The organism is Kordia zhangzhouensis (genome assembly GCF_001005305.1).
GTDB classification, from domain to species: Bacteria; Bacteroidota; Bacteroidia; order Flavobacteriales; family Flavobacteriaceae; genus Kordia; species Kordia zhangzhouensis.
In genome coordinates, this window is sequence record NZ_LBMH01000005.1 from 375,422 (window position 1) to 397,041 (window position 21,620).

Genomic DNA, 21,620 nt, shown 5'->3' on the forward strand with positions numbered 1-21,620 from the left:
CCCAATAATGAGGTGCCTTCTTAATTGTTAGACTACACTTAAAAACTATTGTTCTATATTTTTTAATACGTAATAGTTTTTGTTTTCTTTACTCTTACTTATTTTAAATTTAGAATTAGAAACGTCTATTTGATAGTTTCCCTTCCCATTATGAGAGTCTAGAAAATTTATATTCGAACAGGTTGTGTATTTTTCATTGACAATTGTATTATTCTTTATGAAAAGGTACAACCATTTCCCATCAGGCACAATTGCACATTCACAATCAAAACCTATCGCTTCCGATATTTCATTTTGATCTTGTAGCGGTTGAAATATGTATAGTTTATTCCAATCAAAATCATACACTTTTTTTAAATCTATTTCTGCTTCTTCAAAATCATTTCCAAATTTGACTTTAGCATAGTTTATGATTTCATCACAATAATCACTACAAGAAATAAAAAGAAATGTAAAACAGTATAAAATCCTTAATGATATTTTATTGTTTTTCGTATTCATTTTTTAATCTTTTGTTATGTACTAATATACCATTTGCAAAAAATGTATTATTATTTTTAACATATTCTACATTGTACATTTTTACATATTCATTGGTGTCTTCAATTGATTTTACTGTAAACTCTTTAAGTTCTCCATCCACTAATTTTAGTACTTTATCTCCAACTTCTATTTTGTTTACAGAAAAACTCAATTCTGTTAAAGCTTCTTTTTGATCGTATACAGACCATCCTTTTCCTACCACCCAAAATGGATGCGCTGGTGAAAATTCAATTGAGTTTTCATCGTCTAAAGACATTCTTATTAATCGATATTCTTTTACAACAGAAGGAATTTCAAGAACGAAATCTTTTTCTAATTTATTCAATTCCATGTTAAGACTCATGATTTCATCTCCTTCTTTTACCTCTTCAATATTTTTACTTGATCCATCTGCCATTAGCACTTTTGTTCCTGCCACAAAACACGTAGTTATTCGTCGGTTTCTCTTCGCCTTTTCTGCATCAATTTGTTGTTGCTCGGCTGCTGTAAAACCATTCGCATTGAGTGTACCAAGTGTCCTAATAGCAGTATCATATTGAGTTTGAGTGATCGTTGTTTTTGATAGTGTATAATTACCGTTTTTGTCGGCAGAAGCTGTCCACAGGCCATTATCTTTAAATTCTTTAAGAACTAATTCTGCTAATTCTATGGCTGTAGAATTTGGGTTTGCTTCAGCGATTCTAGTTCCTATTTCGTTATTTAAAATATCTACTACATGATCTGCCAACATTGCATCTGTACTACTAAATGGTTTTGAAAAATCTATATTGTGTCTTTCTCCAATACCTACTCCTTCATGGGCATTTGTCGCTCTGTTGGAAATTCCTCTGCTAAATTCAGAACGTATCATAGCTGACCAAATTCCGTGTCTTAGAGCGTTTCTTTCTTGATTTATCCCGACAGTCATATTTCCATTTTCTGCTGCGTGTCTCGCTAGTCTTCCTGCAACAGATGAGATGTTCGTAGACCCTCTTTCTACTGATCCAATAGTTGTTGCTGCTATAGGATGTCTTAACGCAAATCCAACAGATCTAGCATTAGTTCTCCAGCCAGGCATTGCTGTAGTTTGTTCTTGACCGTTAACAAACCATACTTGTTTTCCATTCGGATCAATAAACATTACAGGGCTTTGATAACAATAACCATATGCAGCCATGTTTTTAGGATTAAAATATCCTCTATTGTGTTGACCATCTAAATAACTTTCTGTTTCTAAAACAGGATCGTATAATGCCAAGGGATCTACACTTTGCCACACGCTTGTTTTAGCATCATAATACCTTGCTCCATAATAATATAACCCTGTTTCTTCATCTAATTCTTTTCCATTAAATAAGTAAGGAGTTCGCTCAGTATTACTATGTTCTTCTACAAATGTTTCTCCAAAAGCAAAGTATTCTATATGCTGTGTAACTTCTCCGTTAGAATCTGTTATGTAGGAAGAACTTCCTAAATGATCTGGATGATAATAGTAAACAAAGGCTTCTTGGTTGTTTCCATTTCCTCCCGAACCATTGTTGCCTCCATTTCCTCCAGAGCCATTTCCGCCGCCATTATTTCCTCCTCCGTTGTTTCCTCCGTTTCCATTTCCATTTCCATTTGTATTTCCTGTAGAATTGTCATTTCCGTTTCCATTGTTGCCATTTTGAGGAGGTGTATCTGTTGGAGTATTTCTATTACTTTTCTCAGTTTTTTTGTTGCCAATATTTTCCACTTCTAATCCTAAATCAGCGTACGAGCTATAAACACTACTTTTGAGTTGTGCTTCTTTTACTTTATAATTTATTCGTGTAGTATTTTCTCCTCCGGCTCTTTCTTGTAATAACACGTCATTACTTTCTGTAAGTTTCGTTACCACACGTTGATTATCTATAAAGAAATGCTTCGTTACTTGACTATTTCTCACAACGACATATGGATTTACATAAATTGTATAGTTTCCTATACTTCCATTTCCTCCTGTAACTGCCCCATTTACATTTACAGTTAGTCCTCCGCCATTATTTTTTAGTACTCTATCGCCATCAGCATCATATACATAGCTAAATACCGCTCCGTTATCTGCGATTGCTTTAATGCGATTTTCTTCATCCCATAAAATTTGTCGTTGTTGTCCGCTCACATCATGATTCCACCCTGTTTGATTTCCATTCGCATCATACGTATATGTTTGATTTCCTATATGAATAGGTGCATGTGGTTGAGAGTCTCCATATTCATAGTCATACGTGTACGTTGTTTTATTTCTTGGACTCCATTCTGTTTCATCATATCCTTTAAACTCATGCAATTGTTCTTTTTTAATGATATTATGAATTGAATTATATTGCATAGAAAGGTCGTACTTGTTTTCATGATTACTTCCTAGATGACTTCCTGAAGCAGAAGTCAATCTGTATAAGTCATCATAATTATAGTTATAATCTGTTTGACCTCCCATTAGATTACTTGAAGGAATTTCTGCATTGTTTTGTAAACGTAGTACATTACTAACATTATCATACGTATATACATTATCCATCATTCTTCTATTGTCGGCTGTTTCAGCGATAACAGTTTTTAGTCTTCTACGATCTGGTTCGTAATTATAGAACGTTTCTGTACCATTACCATAACTTAAATAAACTCTCTGTTCAAATTTGTCATATCCTAATTGAGTAACATATTCATAAGTTGTTCCATCTTTTATTCCGCTAAAACTGTACAATAATCCACCAACGTTATAGGTATAGGTTAATTTTTCTTGGTCGGGATATTTCATATCTATGACACGATTCCATGTATCATACGTCCACTCTGTAGTATAGGTAAGCAATTCGCTATCTGGAACTACAATAGTTCGGATATTTTTAGTAACCGCTCCCAATTGATTGTAAAAAAACTCTTGTGCTCCGGTAGCATCTTCTTGTATTACTACTCTTCCTGCCCTATTGTGGTCGTCGCCTGAATTTCCATATGTATAATACACATTATTTTGTGGATTTTCAGGGTAAGTTATTCCTATGAGACGTTCATGGTCATATTGATATGTAATTCCTGCACCTAAGGCTTCTAGATTTGCTGTAACTTTTTTGGTCAAATTACTTGCTAAGTCATATTCATAGGTTGTTGTACCAGCATCAGGGTGAGTGATTCCTATTCTTCTTCCTAACCAATCAAAGCTTGAAGTGATTGTATTGTCTTGATCGTCTGTTATTTCAACAAGCTCATTGATAGCATTATAGTTATAGCTTGTCCATATATCACTTCCTTGACTATACTGTTCTAAAATTGATTTTGTTAACCCTCTAACATTGGTATAGCTTTCTTTCCATATATTATTTGCGTCTGTGATTCTAGTTTTGAACTGAATATTTCCGTCTCTATCATTCCCAAAACTATATACTGTTTGTGTAGTGGTATTATCTGGCAATGTCACTTTGGTAACTCTACCAAGTATATCATACTCTGTAGTTATAGGTAAGGTATTATCATACGTAGCATTAAATGCTCCTGTACTACCTTTAGCTTCTGTTACAGGATAATAACTTTCCGTAATTCTACCTAAAGCATCGTACGTAATTCTTCCGGAGACTATCATTTTTTCTTCATCAGCAACTCCTTCGGGACCAACATGTATAGCACCGTCTTTTTTTACTTGTATTTCTCTTTTAAGTCCGTCTATAAAGGTAGCTGTTTCAAGATCATTTCCTGAATGTTCTGGGTCATAATGTCTTGTTAACGCCCATGGAACAGTGGCATCTATATTATAATCAAAAGCAATTGTATACGGTAATCCCGCAGCCAACTCAAATGGTCCTGTAATGGTTTCTAATCTACCCACATCATCTATTTCATATCGTATTTGTTGTCCGTTCAAGTCAGTACTTAGTAACATTCGTCCAAAACGATAATCGTATTCAGATGATGATGAATATCCATACCCGTCCATTACTTTTGTTACATAGGTAGCTACTTCAGGATCGTATTCGTATTGAAAGAACAAACGATTTCCTGTAGCGTTTTCAGGACGAGTAAGTTTTGAGATGTTTCCATAGGTATCGTATTCCATATCATACGCAGCAATTCCTCCATTTTCTATATATTTTCGGATTTGAGTTACGTTCCCTTTCGCATCTATATCAGTTTGCCTTTTACGATATATTTGCCCATTTCCTGTAACAACTATACTTTTTGGCATGCCTACAATGTACGATGATGTTATGTTATGATACGTTACATTGGCAGATAAATCGTCTTCAGTACCATTATCTCCAAAATCTGTAAATCCTGTCACATTACCTAAAATATCATAGTTATAGAGCATTCGTGTACTTTTTTCTGCAGTAGCTCCTCCTTCATAAAAGTTTTTCACCATTTCTGTATTTGAAGGGAAAGCCAATCCGTCATCTGTTTGCTTGTACGTATTCGGTAAGATGGTTCCTGAACTCACATCTTGTAACACATAGGTATTTATACTTTCAGTATATGGATTTTCGTTTCCATCTTGCATCACTTCTCGTTTCAATAATCCTTTTTCATAGTAGTTGTTGTTGATAAACTCTTGAACTACGCTTCTGTATATTTGATTATTGTTTTCGGTGTCATGTTGATTGTTTTTAACTTTTGCAAAGCCATAAAAGTTACGTTCATGTCTATCATATTTCCCATCTTCATATTCAAATGTACTTAACATTGTATCAGCCCCATCTCCTTCAAAACCATCATGAATTTCTAATTTACTCATTGCCCATACATTACTAGGCTGATTGTAAGTGTTTCCTATACGATTGTAGTCCAACGCAAAAACTCCTCCTAAAGGTCTTTTTACTCGTTTTAATTTATTTGTACGCGCTATTGTAGATCTTTTTACCGTTAAATCGTTGTCTTTATCAGATTGTATAAAATCTGGATATCCATCACCATCTACATCGGTTATTTGAACTTTTTCTCTGCTCACACCATGTGAGATATTTGCAGAAGGGTTGAAACATAGTTTGGCAACTATTATTGGAGGAACTAATGGAATACATGCTGTAAATGCCCCATTAGCAGATTCTCCAGTAGATACACCTTCGGAGATACTATTGGCACCATCCCATAAAATAGGAGGCGCGAAACCATTTCCTGTATTAATTGCTACCTTGAGTGGAGAAGCATCTTCTATATAATCCAATAAACCATCACCGTTAATGTCTTGTAGTGTTTTTTCAACTTCATTTTCACTTCTAGATAACCCAACACCAACCGACAAACTGTAGTTAAATAAGTTGATATTTAATCCGGCTCCGTAACTCAATGCTTTTCCGTCACTAATACCCACGTATCCCCATTGTTCTCTTGGAGCAAATTTGTATCCCAGATTCAATTCTACTTCTCCTCCAGTATATACTCTGTCTGGAAGACCATCTCCATTGATATCCATCCAAGCAAATTCAACCTTATCATTATTAGTATTAAAGTTTCCGCTTATTCCTGCAGCATTTCTCGATTCAGATTCAGCATCACTAGATTTAGAACCTTTTCCTTTTTGATTAGAATTTTGATCTCCTGATTTTAAGAATGTTCCTCCTAGTGTAAACCCGAATGCTTCATGCTCGGAAAGGTGTACATCTCCAAAACCATGATTGGTAACATTGGGTTCTAATCCTCCTGTTGGTAAGGTGTATTGAATTTTGTTTTCTGAAACGATATCTGGATGGCTATCACCATTCATGTCGATGTAATCATATAGTTGTCTTGTGCTTCCTGTACTGTAACTAACTCCCGCTGGACCAACTCCTACAGAGAAACTCGTGTTTTTAGATTTACTAATTTTTTTTATGGCAACAGCTCCAGTTCCACTTGGACCTCCTACATCATCAACTAGAGGCACTACTGGTAATATATCATCTTCTCCCATTCTTGAAGAACTTATGACTTGTTTCTTGACATACGTAAGCTCATCATATCCTTTGTATGCTTGTTCTTGTGCATACGGAATCATATAGATAAATTTACTTTCTGACGGATTGTTTCCTCCTTGAGCATCATACATATTCATCATATCATCTGCATCTATAGCTCCACTTAAATCAATTTCTTGTGGGTTTGTAAGTGAGTCATCAAATACTAAATCACTTTCATTAATAGGCTGTGTAGCTCGATCTCTATTACCATTGTAGGCAAACTGTCCCCAATGGCGATACATCATTCCAAATAATAGCTCAGTATTTATTGTAGTATGTAACCCTGTGACAACGGTTTCTGGTGTTGTCGCAGTAATCACTACATCTGCTGTTGTGAGAGAAGATGCTAAATTTGTAGTTCTTATATGATATTCAAAATACAATTCATCATCCATAGTTACCGAAAGTGGTATAGTTGCAATAGTTCCTACAACTCCATTAGTCACTTGAATGGTTTGTTTGTGTAAGAGTTCATTTGTTTTTTTGATGCTAAAAATAACCTCTCCATTTTCTGTATTTCCAAGTGGTAGAGTAAGTTGTGGAGTTATAGTAATAGACTCTGTTAGCGGGGCTGTCCAAACTAATGAAGGTGTCAATGACTTATTATAGAATGTGTGTTCTACTGTTGGATAAAAATCAAATATTGGATTTCCTTGCGCATTTGTTACTTGAGTCACATTAGGATCGCTAGATGCTGTATAGTAAATTCTTGGCATCCAACTTAAAGCTGCCCAGTTAATATTGGTATCTGCTTTAATTCTGAAATAAATATTATCTCCTTGTGATACAGATTCACTTAATGAAATATTCTGATTAGCAGTAACATTCCAAGTGTATGATTGCTGCCATAACACTTGAGGTGTTCCGCCAACTTCTTTTATTATTTCTACTACCACATCGTCTGAAGTAATGGGTTTTGTAAATGTTCCTTCAATGTTTATAGTTCCATTAATTGGCATTCCTGTTGCCATAGGTGCAGTTACAATATAATCATCAGATGCATGAAACTGGTACACTCCTAAATCATTTGCATCTGTGGTTGATGTCGTATGTTGTGCATATGTAATGATTGGCGTCCATTGTACCTCATCATCAGTTCCATCAAAAACAGATTGCACTCTGAAGTACACTCTATCTCCTTGATTTATTGAAATCCCTGATACACCAGTAGGTGTATGTGTACTAAAATCATCCGCAGCTATTGTCGTGTTCCATAACTCTGTATTGGCAACTTGGATTGCTAAGCGTACTCCATCAGCTGTTCCTGAAGGATTCGCAGGAGCTATTAACCGTACTGGAGCATCAATAGATATTGTTCCTGTATACGGAGCTTCCCAAACTTTTATTACATCGTGTAAAGGATTTTTATCGATACTTTCTTCAAGTTCTAATGGGTTTGAAATTACGATAGCTGGATCTATTGAACCTGAGGTTATTATAGGGCTTGGTGTATCTGCACTAGAAGCGGTAAATGTAGGATTACCATTGGCATCAATATGGTTAAAGTATACAACTCCTTCATTCACAATATCAACTAACTGGTCACCATTTACATCTGAAAAATATGTAGATGTAGTACTTTTTGAGGTGCTAAATTGTGCTCCTGCAAATATTCCAAAGTGTGATTCTACTCCAAAATCATTAGTACTGCTTTTTCCTTTGCTAAAGTTTGAAACCCCATTTATTGGCTTTAAATCACCAAAAACAGTTGTACCTAAAGGCCCTGAAGTATTAGGTCTAAAAAATAGACTGTTTCCATTTTTAAAAACCTTATCTGGCAAACCATCACCATTAATATCTACAAAAGCTAATAAACCTTCACTCTTTGAACTTGCATATCCAAAAGAGACTCCGGCAGTATTGGTTTTTGCGAATAGATTTCCATCAAAAGGACCTGCTGTTACTGCTAGTCCAGCTCCTGCTCCACTTGATTTATTTGCTCCAATTGCAGAAGCATCATCATTGAATAAATTAATCGGATTTATAAAGTTCCCTTTTACATTGTCAGATTGTGGTGTCCAATTTTCAGCTGTACTCAACGGTTGATATCCTTCATTCGATTTTACATCGTCATAATATTCTAACTCATGTGTTGTAAATAATTGTCCTGAAGCATCAAATTCTTCTATTTTTTCTAATAACGTTTTGTAAAAAGCACCTTCTACATAGCTCAATTTATAACTACGTATGTTTTGCCCATTAAATTTCACTTCTATTTTTCGTAATAAATCTGCGGTTACTTGTTTAAAACCGTATCGTGCATTAATGGTTATATCCGTACGTTTGGTTTCACCTAATTCACGATCTCTAGAAAATAAAACTTCATATTTCCCTTCCGTTTCTCCATGTCCTGTGTATGTAATTCTATCTACATAAATATTATGTCCAGCAACCGTTCCTCCCTGTACACCAGTATCTTCTACTTTTACACAATGATATCTGACAAAATTTTCATTCAAATCACGGGTTTCTACCAATGCCCAATGTGCAATGTTACCTTCACTATCTTTTAATACTGAATTGTCAACAATACCTAATGAAGGAGTTCCTCCATAAAAATAACGAACACCAGATTTATTGGTTACTTCCCACCAGTAATTAGTTGGATTATCTCCATGTCTAATAATTCTATTAAAACTTCCTTCTACTCTTGGATAAAATTGTTTTTCACTGGTTCTAGCTACTAATGCATTTCTATGTGCTACAGGCGCCAACTGCTCACCATTCATCGTATATGTTTCCGTTTCCATAGCCGTATCATACCTAGGAACTCCCCAACGGGTTTCTATATGCACAGATGGAATTTGTATGTTCCACCCCATTCCTAGCCAGTCATTTGTTCCTTCACTATTGTACTGTATTCCTAGTTCAGGTTGAATTCCTTGTCGTCCAGCAGGAATTTTAATTGGATACCCTAAGTTTGCACTTCCCATGTTATTTGCAGAAGGAGGCTCAATAGTCGTAACTCCTGTTGCTGGATTGGCTGCTTTTATATCTTTTATAGAAGTAGGAGTAAATCCTGTAGTTTCAGGAGATTCTGGAACTTTTATTACTCCAGTAATCATGTCTGTAAAATGAGTCGTTTTAGATATTATTACGCCATTTTCGATAGACTCTTTTGGTAAGGCAATCCACCTCTTTAATTCTTCATCAAAATAATACGTTTTAATATCTGCTACTGTATATCCATCAGGTATTTTAGTAACATCATACTCCATAGCTATTGTTACCTCATTCGAAAACGTTGTTCCATGCGGTAAAAAACGATATCCACTATTGTTTTTGGTTACATTTACCATTCCTCCACCTAAAGCAGGAATATCTACTGTTCTTAATGCATTTATTGATATATTTTCTTGAGAAATCAATGCATTTCCATCTGCCTTTATAGTGGCTCCTTGATAAGATAATTCAAATAATGTGTTAGGTTGGTATAGTTTGTATGCTCCTTTAGCTATGTGCGTGTCAATATTATTTGTAATTGTAACATTATCTAAAGTGGTAAATTTTATCGTCTTAAAGATTGTTTCTCCATCCTCAAAAACAGCTTTAAGTGTGACATTCCATTGCGCTCCATCTTGCTGTTTTTTTAACAGCGCTTCAAATTCTGTAGCATTTGTAGCAATTTCTTTTTCGCCTATGTATAGTTTTGCTTTATGACTATTTTTACCAGATACATATCCTTTTACATATCCAACTTTATCAAAATATTTTAAAGATTCAGGTTGATTGATTACAATATCTCTTACTGTTTCTACCTCTTTTTTTGTGATAGAAACTCCTAAGTTTCTAATTTTATAACTATATGTTACATTTTCTGGTAAGGTAAAACGAATAATATTTCTTCCCTGATTCAACCAAGTTCCTTGAATCTTTTCTTTTTGTTGGGTCCACACCAAGTTTTCTTTTACTAGAAACCCTCCAATAGATAATTGATTATTGATACTTCTAGAAATCCCTGTATGATCCTCTATTCCATACAATTCGTAGGTTAACCAAACCTCATCATTTTGTGATGGTTTTTGATCTAATTCAATTTCAAATACGTTATCTCTTGGTGTGTCTATAGGCTTCACTTTTGTAACACCTATTTGCCCTTCTTTTAAAGAAGAAGGATAATAAGTCGTAAGTTCTTTATTATCATTGTTTTTAATTGGAGTTTCTGATGCTAAAACTGTATGAAGCAACAACATGAAACTCATGACAATTAGTATATTTTTTATTTTCATGATAGAATGAATTGTTATTACGGTTGGATGCGTTTTTTACTAATTATTCAACAACTAGTTTTCTTGTTGCTGTTCCTCCAGTAGTTTCTAAAACTACAGTGTAGATTCCTGAGTTTTGCTGTATATTTCCAGGCAACTCATACATGGCTTTATTTTTCCCATCAATAGTAGCTACTATTCGTCCAGACATATCAAATATTTTGATATGTACATCTTGAGGTGTCGCTAATTGAATTTTATGAACATAACGTCCGTTATCTGTATGGTTTGGATATAGTGTGAACTCTTCAATAACGCTGTCTAAAATTGTGATTTCATCACTAGCAGTACAGCCATTTTCTGAAGTAAGGGTTACTTTATATGTTCCTGGTTTTTGCACCGTAACGAGTGCTTCTTTACTTGTAAAGCCTGTATCAGAAGTCCATTGATAGGTTATCGCTTCTTCAGAAGATATAGAAGCATCTATAGTCACAGTTCCTTCAAATGAAAGATGACGATCTTCTCCTAAATTAACTTCAATTGGTGTCGGACTTTCTATTTGGTATGATTCTTCTACAATAGTTCCTAAAGCATCAGTAATTTTTAATGAGTATAATCCTCCTTCTAGACCTTCAATAACTTCTGATTCATGAACTTGTTTGGTACTTTCCCATTGCTTTGTATATCCTAATTTTGTTGAAGTAAGTTCATAACGCAATGGATAAGCTCCTCCAGAAGTTTTATAAGTGATAATTCCATTATTGAAACCTTCACATTTTAAAGGTTTTCCTTCTAAAATTTCTAATGTTAGTGGTAATATTTCTGCAAACGAAAAAATATCTGTTCCTGAACTGTCTGTATCCCATTGAACATTAGAGAATCTTAGAATTCCATCGTCCGTAATTTCATCTGACATTTTATATTTAGTATATTCTGGAAGAAAATCGCCTGTCCCAGAAGTATCAATTACTAAAATATATTTAGCGTTTGTAGTTCTTTTTTGGAATCCTTGATTAGCATCAAATTCAAGAGTAAATGATTTGTTTTTTATCTCTTCCCCAGTAACATCAATCAACCATTTACGCTGAAGCAGTGCTAATCTATTAAGATTTTTAGTAGAACTCTCTATTGCTAGTGGCTGGTTATTGTCTCCCCATATCAAGAAGTTATGGTCTCCCAACTCATTATTGTTTTCTGAATTCGTTTTTTCAATTGTCCCTAATCCTAATACCAAAAGTTTTTCCTGACTTGTTGCATAGGCCTGTTTTTGGTAGAGATTCATAGCATCATCTCTTCCGATTCCTGCTATATTAAAATTATAATGCTGGTTTTCTTCATTGTCCCAAACAACAGTTTTTGCCGAAGAAATATAATTTTGATTATTTACTAGTGTAATTCCATATTTAAGAGCCAATGACGTTTCTATTATTTGACGTTTTTTACCTTTTAACACTCGATCAAATACTAATATTTCTGCAATCGTACCTTGAAAACCTGTATCTTCTTTTAGTGAAAATTTTCCAATCACAGCTTTCGACTTGGTTTGAAAGGGCACTTTATTTTTTGACTTGTATCGTTGTGTATATGTATTTAATATTGGAACGAAACTGTTTCCTCCTTCGTAAGAGGCATTCAAATCTGTATTTGAGGCAATTTTAGTTGTTAAAGTTATTAATGACTCTTCTCCATACAATCCCCAAATTTCTCTTTCTCTTATAGAATCATCCGTTTTATATACTGTAAAAATGGTAGCTTGTGATAAATCTCCTAATTCTTTAAAAATCTCAACATAATCTGTTTTATCTCTAAATGAAATTACTGGATTAAAGTTTATGTATTGCTGTTGATTTTTTTTTGATTCCGAGGGTTTAGGTGTTGTTCTAAAATCAGTTTCAAAATTATCGTGGGTAATATGGAGTCGCAAAGATTTTGAATGTTGACTCCATCCCAATGTTGTTATAAAAACAAACAATAGGAAGTAATAATGTTTCATGTGCGGTTGTTTTATTAGTTAAAACAACACAGTATTATTAAAGAAAAAAAGAGGATTTTTTATACTTTACTTGTATATAAATGTAAGAAAAAAATGTTACCATTTTACTTGTTTTAGTATAAAAATGAAATTATTTTCTCATTTTCTTACACTTTTTAACCACCAAAAAGATAACGTACTTACAAAATGAAACTTATTAACTATTTTAATTTAACAATTATTATTTTTTTATATGAATTCATTATTTAACATTAAAACCAAGTTGTATTATGAAAAAAAAGCGATCTAAAAGATCGCCCTTAATTAATTATTCCCATGCACAAGAACATGTTCGATATAAACCTGTATAGCCGTCTGGACAACCAGCCCCTCCTTTTAAGGTCGTTGAAGTAAATTTAGAAACAGTTTTTCTTTTAATTAATAATTTTTTCAGTGGTTCTCTTTTTTTCATGTTTAAATGGTTTTAAAATTAATAAAAGCAAAAAATACAAATACTGAATTCTAACTAGCTACGGTAACCCCGTAATTAACATCTAAACAGTAAAAGAATGAGTTGAAGCAGATAGACACGTCCATTTCTGGTACGAAAAAAATAAACTTACACTAAAAATGTAGAAATATTAGTAAAAGAAAAGCGATCCGAAGATCGCTTGTTCTATGATATAAGAAATCAGTTATTCTTGATCACATCCTAATTTTGTTACGCAAATCAATACGCAGGATAATGTGGTAAAACAGAAAGGAATAATTGTTGCTGAGCCAGCTTCTTTTCCTCCTTTCATTTGATTCAAATCACAAATAGATTCTTTGTTAAGCTTTAATGATTTTAAATTCTTTTTTTTCATAATTAAATGATTTTTAATGTTAATAAAAAACAATATACTGAAAATAAAATAACGAAAGAAAAAACAGACATAAATTAACATTTAAACTGTAGGTTTTCTAGCTCCTGAAAAACGAGAAAACGATTTTGAAATATTGTAATAAATAAAACTTAATTTGATCCCTATATAAGATAGTTTAGCCATGAAAAGTCACTGTTTGAATTTCTTATTTTTTTAATCTTAAAGAAGTTAACGGAAAATTAATTGCGATTTTGAGAGGTACTTTTCTAGAGTCATCTCTTATTCATATATTGTTTTCATTTTTTCTTGACGATGAAAAGGATATAAATATATCTTCAATGCTAGGATTACTAAAAAAATACTCCGCACACACTAAAAACATAGCTTTGAAATACATTTATTGGAAAAGGTATAAGTTTACGTTATATACTGAGACAGCAAAACTCAAAAACCACAGAAATTTTAGAAACTCTTATACAAACTGGTATTGAAAACATAAAAAATCCTTTGGATAACTTTGACTTTGAATGAGAATAGTGTAGCTTTAAAACTAACTATTTTTTTTGATGAATAGAAAGGTTTAATTATAATAATATTTATAAGAATTCCCGTTATACATACGTTGGTGGTAATTGAAAAAACAGAAGATGATTAAGATTGATCAATACTCTGAGAACGACCAATCAGACATAAATTCTCTGATTAAGGAGATATCTATTGAGTTTATCGAACCTATATCATCTCCAGATTCAACACATAAGACCATTACTGTTGATAAGCTATGGTTAGCGAGAGATAATGGCTCTTTACTGGGAACTATTGGGATCGTGAGTCTTTCTCAGAACAATGGTATTTTAAAGAGCATGTTTGTTAAAAAAGAGTTTAGAGGCGAAAATTTGGGAGTATCAAAGTTGTTGCTTACCACTGCAATTAATTGGTCAAAAGAAAAAGGAATTCAAAATCTATTTCTTGGGACAATGACACAGTTTAAAGCAGCCCAGAATTTCTACCTCAAAAATGGATTTTTCAAAATTGACAAAGCTCAACTTCCTTCAGATTTTATGAATAATCCGATTGACGACCTTTATTACAAACTAGATTTAAAAAAACTACCACCAACAAAACCTAAACTGCATTAAAACGCAGTTTAGCCAAACCGTTGTGGTTAATTATGAAGAAACTGACATACATACTAACTTTACTACTACTTTTCAATTGCAAATCGGAAAAAAAAGAAATTTTTCAAGAATATAATGGGCAGTTAGTTAAAGTGGAATTTGATGATTCTAAAACCGACTCTACTTTTTCTGGTTATGGAGGAGAACATTATCTAAATGGGAATTTAAAATCATTGTCGCTCTTTAAAAATGGAGAACCAATTGACACACTTTTTTACTATTATAAAAATGGTCTAATAAAAGAAAAAGGACTCGTAAAAAATGGGTTGCGAGATGGTTGGTGGGTTTACTTCAGAGAAAACGGAACACTAAAAGAAAAAATTGAATGGAAATCAAAAGGAAATGACACCATTTACAAAAATCAAAGTTTAGTTTTTGACAATAATGGAAAGCTAAAAATGGAACCAAGCACTTTTTTTGAACTTGAAATTCCAGACACTATTATTTTGGGTAAAAATATAGCATTCGTAAAAAACTATGTCAGCAATTTTAAAAATGTTGATGAGAGGCTTTTATCTGTAATTATTGAAAATAAATATGCCGATAATACCATTAAAAAAGATACTTTTAGTGATGGAACTTTGAAACCCTTTTTTGGGATTTTTGGACTCAAAACTGGAAAACAAATTGTAAAAGGAAAAATTGAAGAAAAAATATTACAAACAGAAAAAAATAATAAAGACTCGTCTTCTTTAACGATTATTGACCATTATAAATACTTTGAAAAAGAAGTGTTTGTTTCGGACAACGAAGAAATCTCTGAAAAAAGCAAGAAAATAATAGAGGACTATTTTAAATCTAAAGAAAATGACTAACCACAACAATAGCTATAAGTAATTACTTCTACTCGCTTATTTGGAAAATTCCTTCGGAATTTCCAACTCGGTGTGTACTTACTAAGTTTTGCACAAAACCACGTAACTACTCATAGCCGAGACCTTAATAACAATAAAAAACGAAAAACGAACATGAGAATAACAATATTAATTTTTATCACACTAATTTTTTCTTGCAAAAACGACAAAATGAAAAATAAGGAAAATGAGTCAGGTGTTATTCCAATTACAACATCTTCTAAAGAAGCAAAAGAGCATTTTGAAAAAGCACGATTTTTAGTTCAAAATGGAATAAATGGCAACCCAATAGAACACTATGAAAAAGCAATTGAATTAGATAGCAGTTTTGTTAGAATGTACAATTTTATATCTATGTACTCGCCAAATGATTCAATAAAAAGGCATAATCATGAACTTGCAAAAAAATACAAGAATCTATCATCTAAAGAAGAACAACTATTAATTGATGCAACAGAATATAGATTGAATCATCCAAATGATAAAAATGAAGAGAAATTGTTTGAATTGTCGAAATTATGTCCATCCGATAAATATCTACACCATACAATATGCTTTTTACTTTTTAGAAAAAATCCATCATTGGCTATTATTGCAGGTGAACAATCAGTAAAACTAGACAATAATTACGGTTCTGGATATAATATTTTAGGATATGCTTATATAAATAACAATGAGTTGGATAAAGCCGAAAAAGCTTTTGACAATTTTATAAGATGTGAACCGAATAATGGAAATCCTTATGATTCAAAAGCAGATTTAATGTTGCTACTGGGAAAATATAAAGAGGCATTGAAATTGAAACAGAAAGCATATGAATTAGATTCATCCTTTGATTGGATTCCAGAAGAAATAGTTAATATTAAAGCAAAGATTGATTCATTGGAAAATAAATACTAAGTACCACAAAAGCTAAAACGTTAATTAGCATTAATTTATATTAACTCGAATCCACTACTCACAATAGAATCGTATATAATCGAAAAAATGATATAGTTCGAACCCAAAAAGCAAATTCAGTATTTGAATTAACACGTTCGTTATCAATAAGTTTTAGTAAAAATAAAAGCGGACAAAAAACAAAAATGTTAATTTGTCCGCTCTGGTGATCGCGACAGGATTCGAACCTGTGACCGTCTGCTTAGAAGTCGTAATTATTTGACTATCAATATTTATTACAATTATCAGTTTCTTAGTATTTACAGTACTTTACAAAGATTTAGTTTATAGTTGTTAATAGATATTGGTAGTTTATTAATAACATTTTTGTGCAAATTTTGTGCAAATTCTTAACTTTATAACTAACTAATAGACAGGGTAATGCAGTATAATACTTCTATTTATTTAGATAAAAGAAAATCAAGTAAAAAAACAAATAATCTTTTCCCCGTAAAAATTCGAGTGTACTCAACTATTACGAAAAAAAAGAAACTCTACCCTACTGGCGTAGATTTAAGTATTGAAGATTTTGAAGATATTTTTAATTCCGATAAAAAATTTCGCGGAAATAAAAAGGAAATTGAATTTCATGTTAGGCGCATCCATAGTAATGCAGAGGATATTGCAAAAAACCTAAACCCTTTTACATTTGAAACTTTTGAAAAGAAAATGTTTAGGGCAAAAAATGCTTCCATAAATATTGAACATCACTACAAAGAAAAAATAAAAGCGTTTAAAGAAAATGAACAACTATCAAGTGCGAGTAACTACGATTTAGCTTTAAAAACATTTGATGCTTTCCTTAAACTGAAAACAAAGACCATTTTAAAAAATCTTACTTTTTATGATATTACCGTTGATTGGTTGAATAAGTACGAAAAGTATATGATAAATGATAAAGATAGAACCACTACCACCGTTTCTATTTATCTACGAACCTTACGTACTATTTTTAATGATGCCATTCGAGAAAACGAGATTAAGAAAGAAATTTATCCATTTGGGAAAGGAAAATATCAAATACCAACGACTACAAAAAGTAAAAAGGCTCTTTCTAAAGAACAAATAACGGCTCTTTTTAATGCAGAGCCACAAACCCCCGAACAGGTAAAAGCAAAAGATTTTTGGTTTTTCAGCTACGCTTGTTATGGTATGAATATGAAAGATATTACTTTATTAAGATACGAAAATCTTACTAATAACACTATCAAATATTTCAGAGCCAAAACCACAAATACTAAGAAAGGAAACCTAAAAGAAACTGAAGTATTTTTAAATAAGTATGCAAAAGGTATCATTAAAAAATACGGTCATAAAACCAAAACCAAAAAACAATTCATTTTTCCAATAGTTCTAATAGATGATGATGCAGCAGAACAAAAACGAAAAATTAAAAATTTTACCAGCTTTGTAAATCTACATATTAACAAATTAGCCAAAAACAATGGCTTTACGTTTAATATTTCTACGTATTGGGCGCGACATTCATTTGCAACACTTTCAATTCAAAAAGGCGTTTCTATGGAGTTTATAAGCGATGCTTTAAATCATAGTAACATGAATGTTACAAAAAATTACTTTGCAGGTTTTGAAGATGAAGCCAAAAAAGAGTTTTCAAATAATTTAATGGATTTTTGATTATGAATAAACCGTTCTCAGAAATAAATGCAAAAGATTATATCATGCATCCTTTTTCGATTCCAGAACCAAGCGGATATAAATATCCCGAAAAGTTTCCTAACTGTTGTGCTATGCATTCGGAAATATTTGAAAACTTAAATACATACTTAGATAAGTTTCCTTTTTGCTGTGATATGCATATGAAGCACTTTGAAAATTTCAGCTTTGATAAAAATAAAGTCTACGGAGAAATGCCAATAAGAGTCATGAAAGCTGATCAATTTACACGTTTTAAAATACGAAATGTCATAAATAATGATGATTGGTATGAAGATATTACAGAATACTATGAATATGTTTTAATGAGCTTAGGAAGTCCTGCTATTGGCTACCAATTTTATCACAGTTCAATAAATTCTTTTATAAAAAATGAATTTAAAGAGATACCAAAAAACAAAAAGCAAATACTTTTGATTTTTTTAGATCAACAAATAAGCTACAATCCAAAAAAAACAGAAACTAACTTTAATAGACTATTTGCTATTTATCAAAAATGGTTAAAGTATTTTCCTTTTGAATTAGAAATATTTGGCAATTTGAAAAGTCATTTTTCAAAGTCATTTCCTATCATGAAAGAAAAAATAAAAGGAAATAGATATTTAGGAATGGGATTCTATAAAATATTTACTGAAAAAGAACTGATCGAATTCTTAGGTAAAAAGACAAAAGAGATATTAAGTTTAGTTGATACTACTAAACTAATCAAAGAAAAAAGAATTGACCTTGCTTATAAAACTGTATTAGATATAAAAAATAAAACCCATGAACTAAAGCAAAAAACATTATTGGATGAATTTAAATTAGGAGAAAAAAAATATATACCTACAATAAAAAAATGGCTAGAAAATGAAAAGAGTTATTTTAAATCTATCAAAAAAGAGCTTAAAGAAATAAAACAAAGTATCCCAACAGATAAACCCAAAAAAACAAATAAAGAAGAAATAAAAGCGTATACTTTCAAAGAAATTTTTACCGTTAACGACTACGAAAAATACATCAATGCACTACATCAAGTTGAAAACCCTGTAATAGATGAAAATTGGAATTTCACAGGGAAACAAAAAGGCAGTAAAGGCGTTGTTTGCAATTGGATTAAAGACCTACAAACGAAAGGTATAATTAGCGGTAAATATAACAGACAAATTTTAGCTGAAGTTTGTAACAATGAAATCAAAGATTTTAATATTGGAAAAGACGGAAAAACATTTGATAATTTTTCACCAAAATATAACGACAACTACAAAGACGTATTACTAGAAATAGTTACCTAATTACCTTTGGTAAATCAAGGAAATAGTAGGTAATAACTATTAAGTTCATTTGTAACAAGTTCAATGATTAAAACTTGTTATAATGGATTTACAAAAGGAATTTACTTCATTACGAAATGAAATAAGCGAGCTAAAAAGCTTATTACTGCATCAAACAACACCCGAAAAAGACTCGGAACAAATTCTAACTATTAAAGAATGTTCAAAGCTTTTAAACTTATCAATTCCTACACTTTACACTTACACTCAAAAAAACAAAATTCCGTTTTTTAAACATGGCAGAAAGTTAATGTTTTTAAAGTCTAGTATTATCAACTGGATTAAAGAGGGAAAAGTCAAAACCACCGCCGAAATCGAAGCCGAAGCCGACAACTTTTTAGCAAATAAAAAGAAATAATCTCACCATGTTTCAAGCTTCAAAAGTGATCGACTATATAAAAATAGCAGTCCAAAATGCAGATATTAACTATCTGACTACACACAGCTTTTTAGACTTCAATAGAGTTATTTCTGAAACTACTGGCGAATATCAAAAATACGTAGTAGCAAAACACCACTTTTGCCAAATCAAAGTATATGATAGCGGCTTTGTTCAGTTTTCGGGAAGCATCCACAAAATGTGGAATTCTATACACGGAATAAAAGCACCGAACTACGATAAATTAACCAAAAGGCAGAAATCCACATACAAAGGATTTAACGGGAATCAATTTACGATTGACAATATTATTGAGATTAGAAATTATTTGCAATTTTTACTAGGTTGTAAACCGCATGAAATGATATTTCAAAACATTGAGTTTGGCGTAAATACAACGTTGGATTTTAACCCGAATCAATTTATTAAAGGATTGTTATATCACAACGGTACTATGTTTGAAAACAAATACAATCGAAGTTTCGCATGTGTACCACACGATAGATACACATTAAAACTATACAACAAGTCTTTGCAATACGGAATGCCAACACATAGTTTGCGGGTGGAATTGCATTATAAAAGAATGGAAGACTTAAAAGTATGCGGAATCAAAACATTTGCAGATATAAACACCTCAACACTAAGCAAAGCAAAAGACCAACTTTTAAAACGTTTTGATGAGGTTATGTACTTTGATAAAACAATTGATAAAAACAGCCTTACAAAGCACGAAAAAAGGCTCATTCTAAGGTATGCAAATCCAAGTTACTGGATGGACGATTTACAATCAAATCACAGATATAGAGAAAAGAAAAAATTAACTGAAATGATACAGCACAAATCAAAGAATTTGAAACAACAAATAAGAGAAAGCATCATACAAAAGTGTGTAACGATTAACCGACTTTCTAAAAGTGAAATTGTGTAATAATTAACCTATCAATATATAGCGTTATTCATTACACAAAGTATGTTTAAAAGTTCTCCTAAAGATTAAGGTTATTATGGGAAGAAAAACCACCACCGCAGAAAGCACTGAAGGCGCGTGTAAATTAGATTTACGCATCATGCTAAAAGATGGTAGCATCAAAAAAAATGCGCACTTAGGCGGCACAATTAGTTGGCAACGCGGCGGCGCAATATCTTTTGAAAGTAAAGTGTTTGAAAATGATAAATACTTGCACGTAATGTACACCACAACCGACCGTTACGGAATTACCACAAAACACGATTACAAAATACAGTTGGTTTCAGTTTCTAGCAATCTAAACAAAGGAAGGATTCTATATTTTAAGTGTCCTAAAACAGCAAAACGCGCACGGGTTTTATATTCAGCGTATGGAAATGATGTATTTGTACATCGCGACTATTACAAAGACCATTACGGGCAACGATTGTTTTACAATTCGCAAATAGCCGCTAAAGATTGGTACAACAACACGATGTACTTTAACTTCCAAAGACAAATAACAACGCATGAAGCCTATTTACGTACGTTTAAGCAATGGAAACGCACCTATCAAGGTAAGGAAACCAAACACTTTAAAAGATTGCGAGAACTCAAAGAAAGGATGCAATACTATGACATACAACGCTGTGTAGCATTGCAAAAAACAATACGTAAATATGACCATCTATTTTAAAAGATGAGGTTTCCCGTAAAAACAAACAACTTCTAAAATGTACTATTGCAATACGTTTTTTAAAATCCAATAGGTACGAATCGCTAATATTTAGTATTTTCGGAAATATTAAAATTCT

Annotated in this window: 13 protein-coding genes; 8 read left to right on the forward strand and 5 right to left on the reverse strand. The window is 32.2% G+C overall.

Going from position 1 to position 21,620, the window contains the following annotated elements; translation table 11 throughout:
- Positions 1–45: 45 nt before the first annotated feature.
- From AA088_RS10330 to AA088_RS18335, 5 genes are all read right to left on the reverse strand, one after another.
- Positions 46–501, reverse strand: coding sequence for a hypothetical protein (locus tag AA088_RS10330; RefSeq protein WP_046744899.1), 456 nt, complete (start codon positions 499–501; stop codon positions 46–48).
- Positions 482–10,699, reverse strand: a complete 10,218-nt coding sequence (locus AA088_RS10335; protein WP_082106685.1) for a SpvB/TcaC N-terminal domain-containing protein — start codon at positions 10,697–10,699, stop codon at positions 482–484. The genes AA088_RS10330 and AA088_RS10335 overlap by 20 nt, the downstream gene beginning before the upstream one ends.
- 43 nt (positions 10,700–10,742) lie before the next feature.
- Positions 10,743–12,671, reverse strand: coding sequence for a T9SS type A sorting domain-containing protein (locus tag AA088_RS10340; RefSeq protein ID WP_046744900.1), 1,929 nt, complete (start codon positions 12,669–12,671; stop codon positions 10,743–10,745).
- 307 nt (positions 12,672–12,978) lie between these two features.
- Entirely contained in the window at positions 12,979–13,122 is a 144-nt protein-coding gene (locus tag AA088_RS18330; protein ID WP_157547141.1) for a hypothetical protein, read from the reverse strand.
- 223 nt (positions 13,123–13,345) lie between these two features.
- Positions 13,346–13,516, reverse strand: a complete 171-nt coding sequence (locus AA088_RS18335; protein ID WP_157547142.1) for a hypothetical protein — start codon at positions 13,514–13,516, stop codon at positions 13,346–13,348.
- A 647-nt stretch (positions 13,517–14,163) separates the two neighbouring features.
- Between AA088_RS18335 and AA088_RS10345 the strand changes: the two genes are divergently transcribed.
- From AA088_RS10345 to AA088_RS10380, 8 genes are all read left to right on the forward strand, one after another.
- Positions 14,164–14,655 (forward strand): GNAT family N-acetyltransferase, encoded by a 492-nt coding sequence (locus AA088_RS10345; RefSeq protein ID WP_157547143.1) that lies wholly within the window; start codon positions 14,164–14,166, stop codon positions 14,653–14,655.
- A gap of 32 nt (positions 14,656–14,687) precedes the next feature.
- Positions 14,688–15,509: a toxin-antitoxin system YwqK family antitoxin gene (locus AA088_RS10350; protein WP_046744901.1), complete on the forward strand. Its 822-nt coding sequence runs from the start codon at positions 14,688–14,690 to the stop codon at positions 15,507–15,509.
- 210 nt (positions 15,510–15,719) lie between these two features.
- Positions 15,720–16,448: a tetratricopeptide repeat protein gene (locus AA088_RS10355; RefSeq protein ID WP_046744902.1), complete on the forward strand. Its 729-nt coding sequence runs from the start codon at positions 15,720–15,722 to the stop codon at positions 16,446–16,448.
- Positions 16,449–16,868: 420 nt separating this feature from the next.
- Positions 16,869–18,125: a tyrosine-type recombinase/integrase gene (locus tag AA088_RS10360; RefSeq protein ID WP_046744903.1), complete on the forward strand. Its 1,257-nt coding sequence runs from the start codon at positions 16,869–16,871 to the stop codon at positions 18,123–18,125.
- Positions 18,126–18,373: 248 nt separating this feature from the next.
- Complete coding sequence (locus tag AA088_RS10365) at positions 18,374–19,438, forward strand: hypothetical protein (protein ID WP_157547144.1); 1,065 nt, start codon at positions 18,374–18,376, stop codon at positions 19,436–19,438.
- Positions 19,439–19,520: 82 nt separating this feature from the next.
- Entirely contained in the window at positions 19,521–19,835 is a 315-nt protein-coding gene (locus AA088_RS10370) for a helix-turn-helix domain-containing protein (RefSeq protein WP_052752857.1), read from the forward strand.
- Positions 19,836–19,842: 7 nt separating this feature from the next.
- Positions 19,843–20,787: a PH domain-containing protein gene (locus tag AA088_RS10375; RefSeq protein WP_046744905.1), complete on the forward strand. Its 945-nt coding sequence runs from the start codon at positions 19,843–19,845 to the stop codon at positions 20,785–20,787.
- A gap of 76 nt (positions 20,788–20,863) precedes the next feature.
- A complete protein-coding gene (locus tag AA088_RS10380; protein ID WP_046744906.1) occupies positions 20,864–21,502 on the forward strand; it encodes a hypothetical protein in 639 nt (212 codons plus the stop codon).
- The last annotated feature ends 118 nt before the right edge of the window (positions 21,503–21,620 follow it).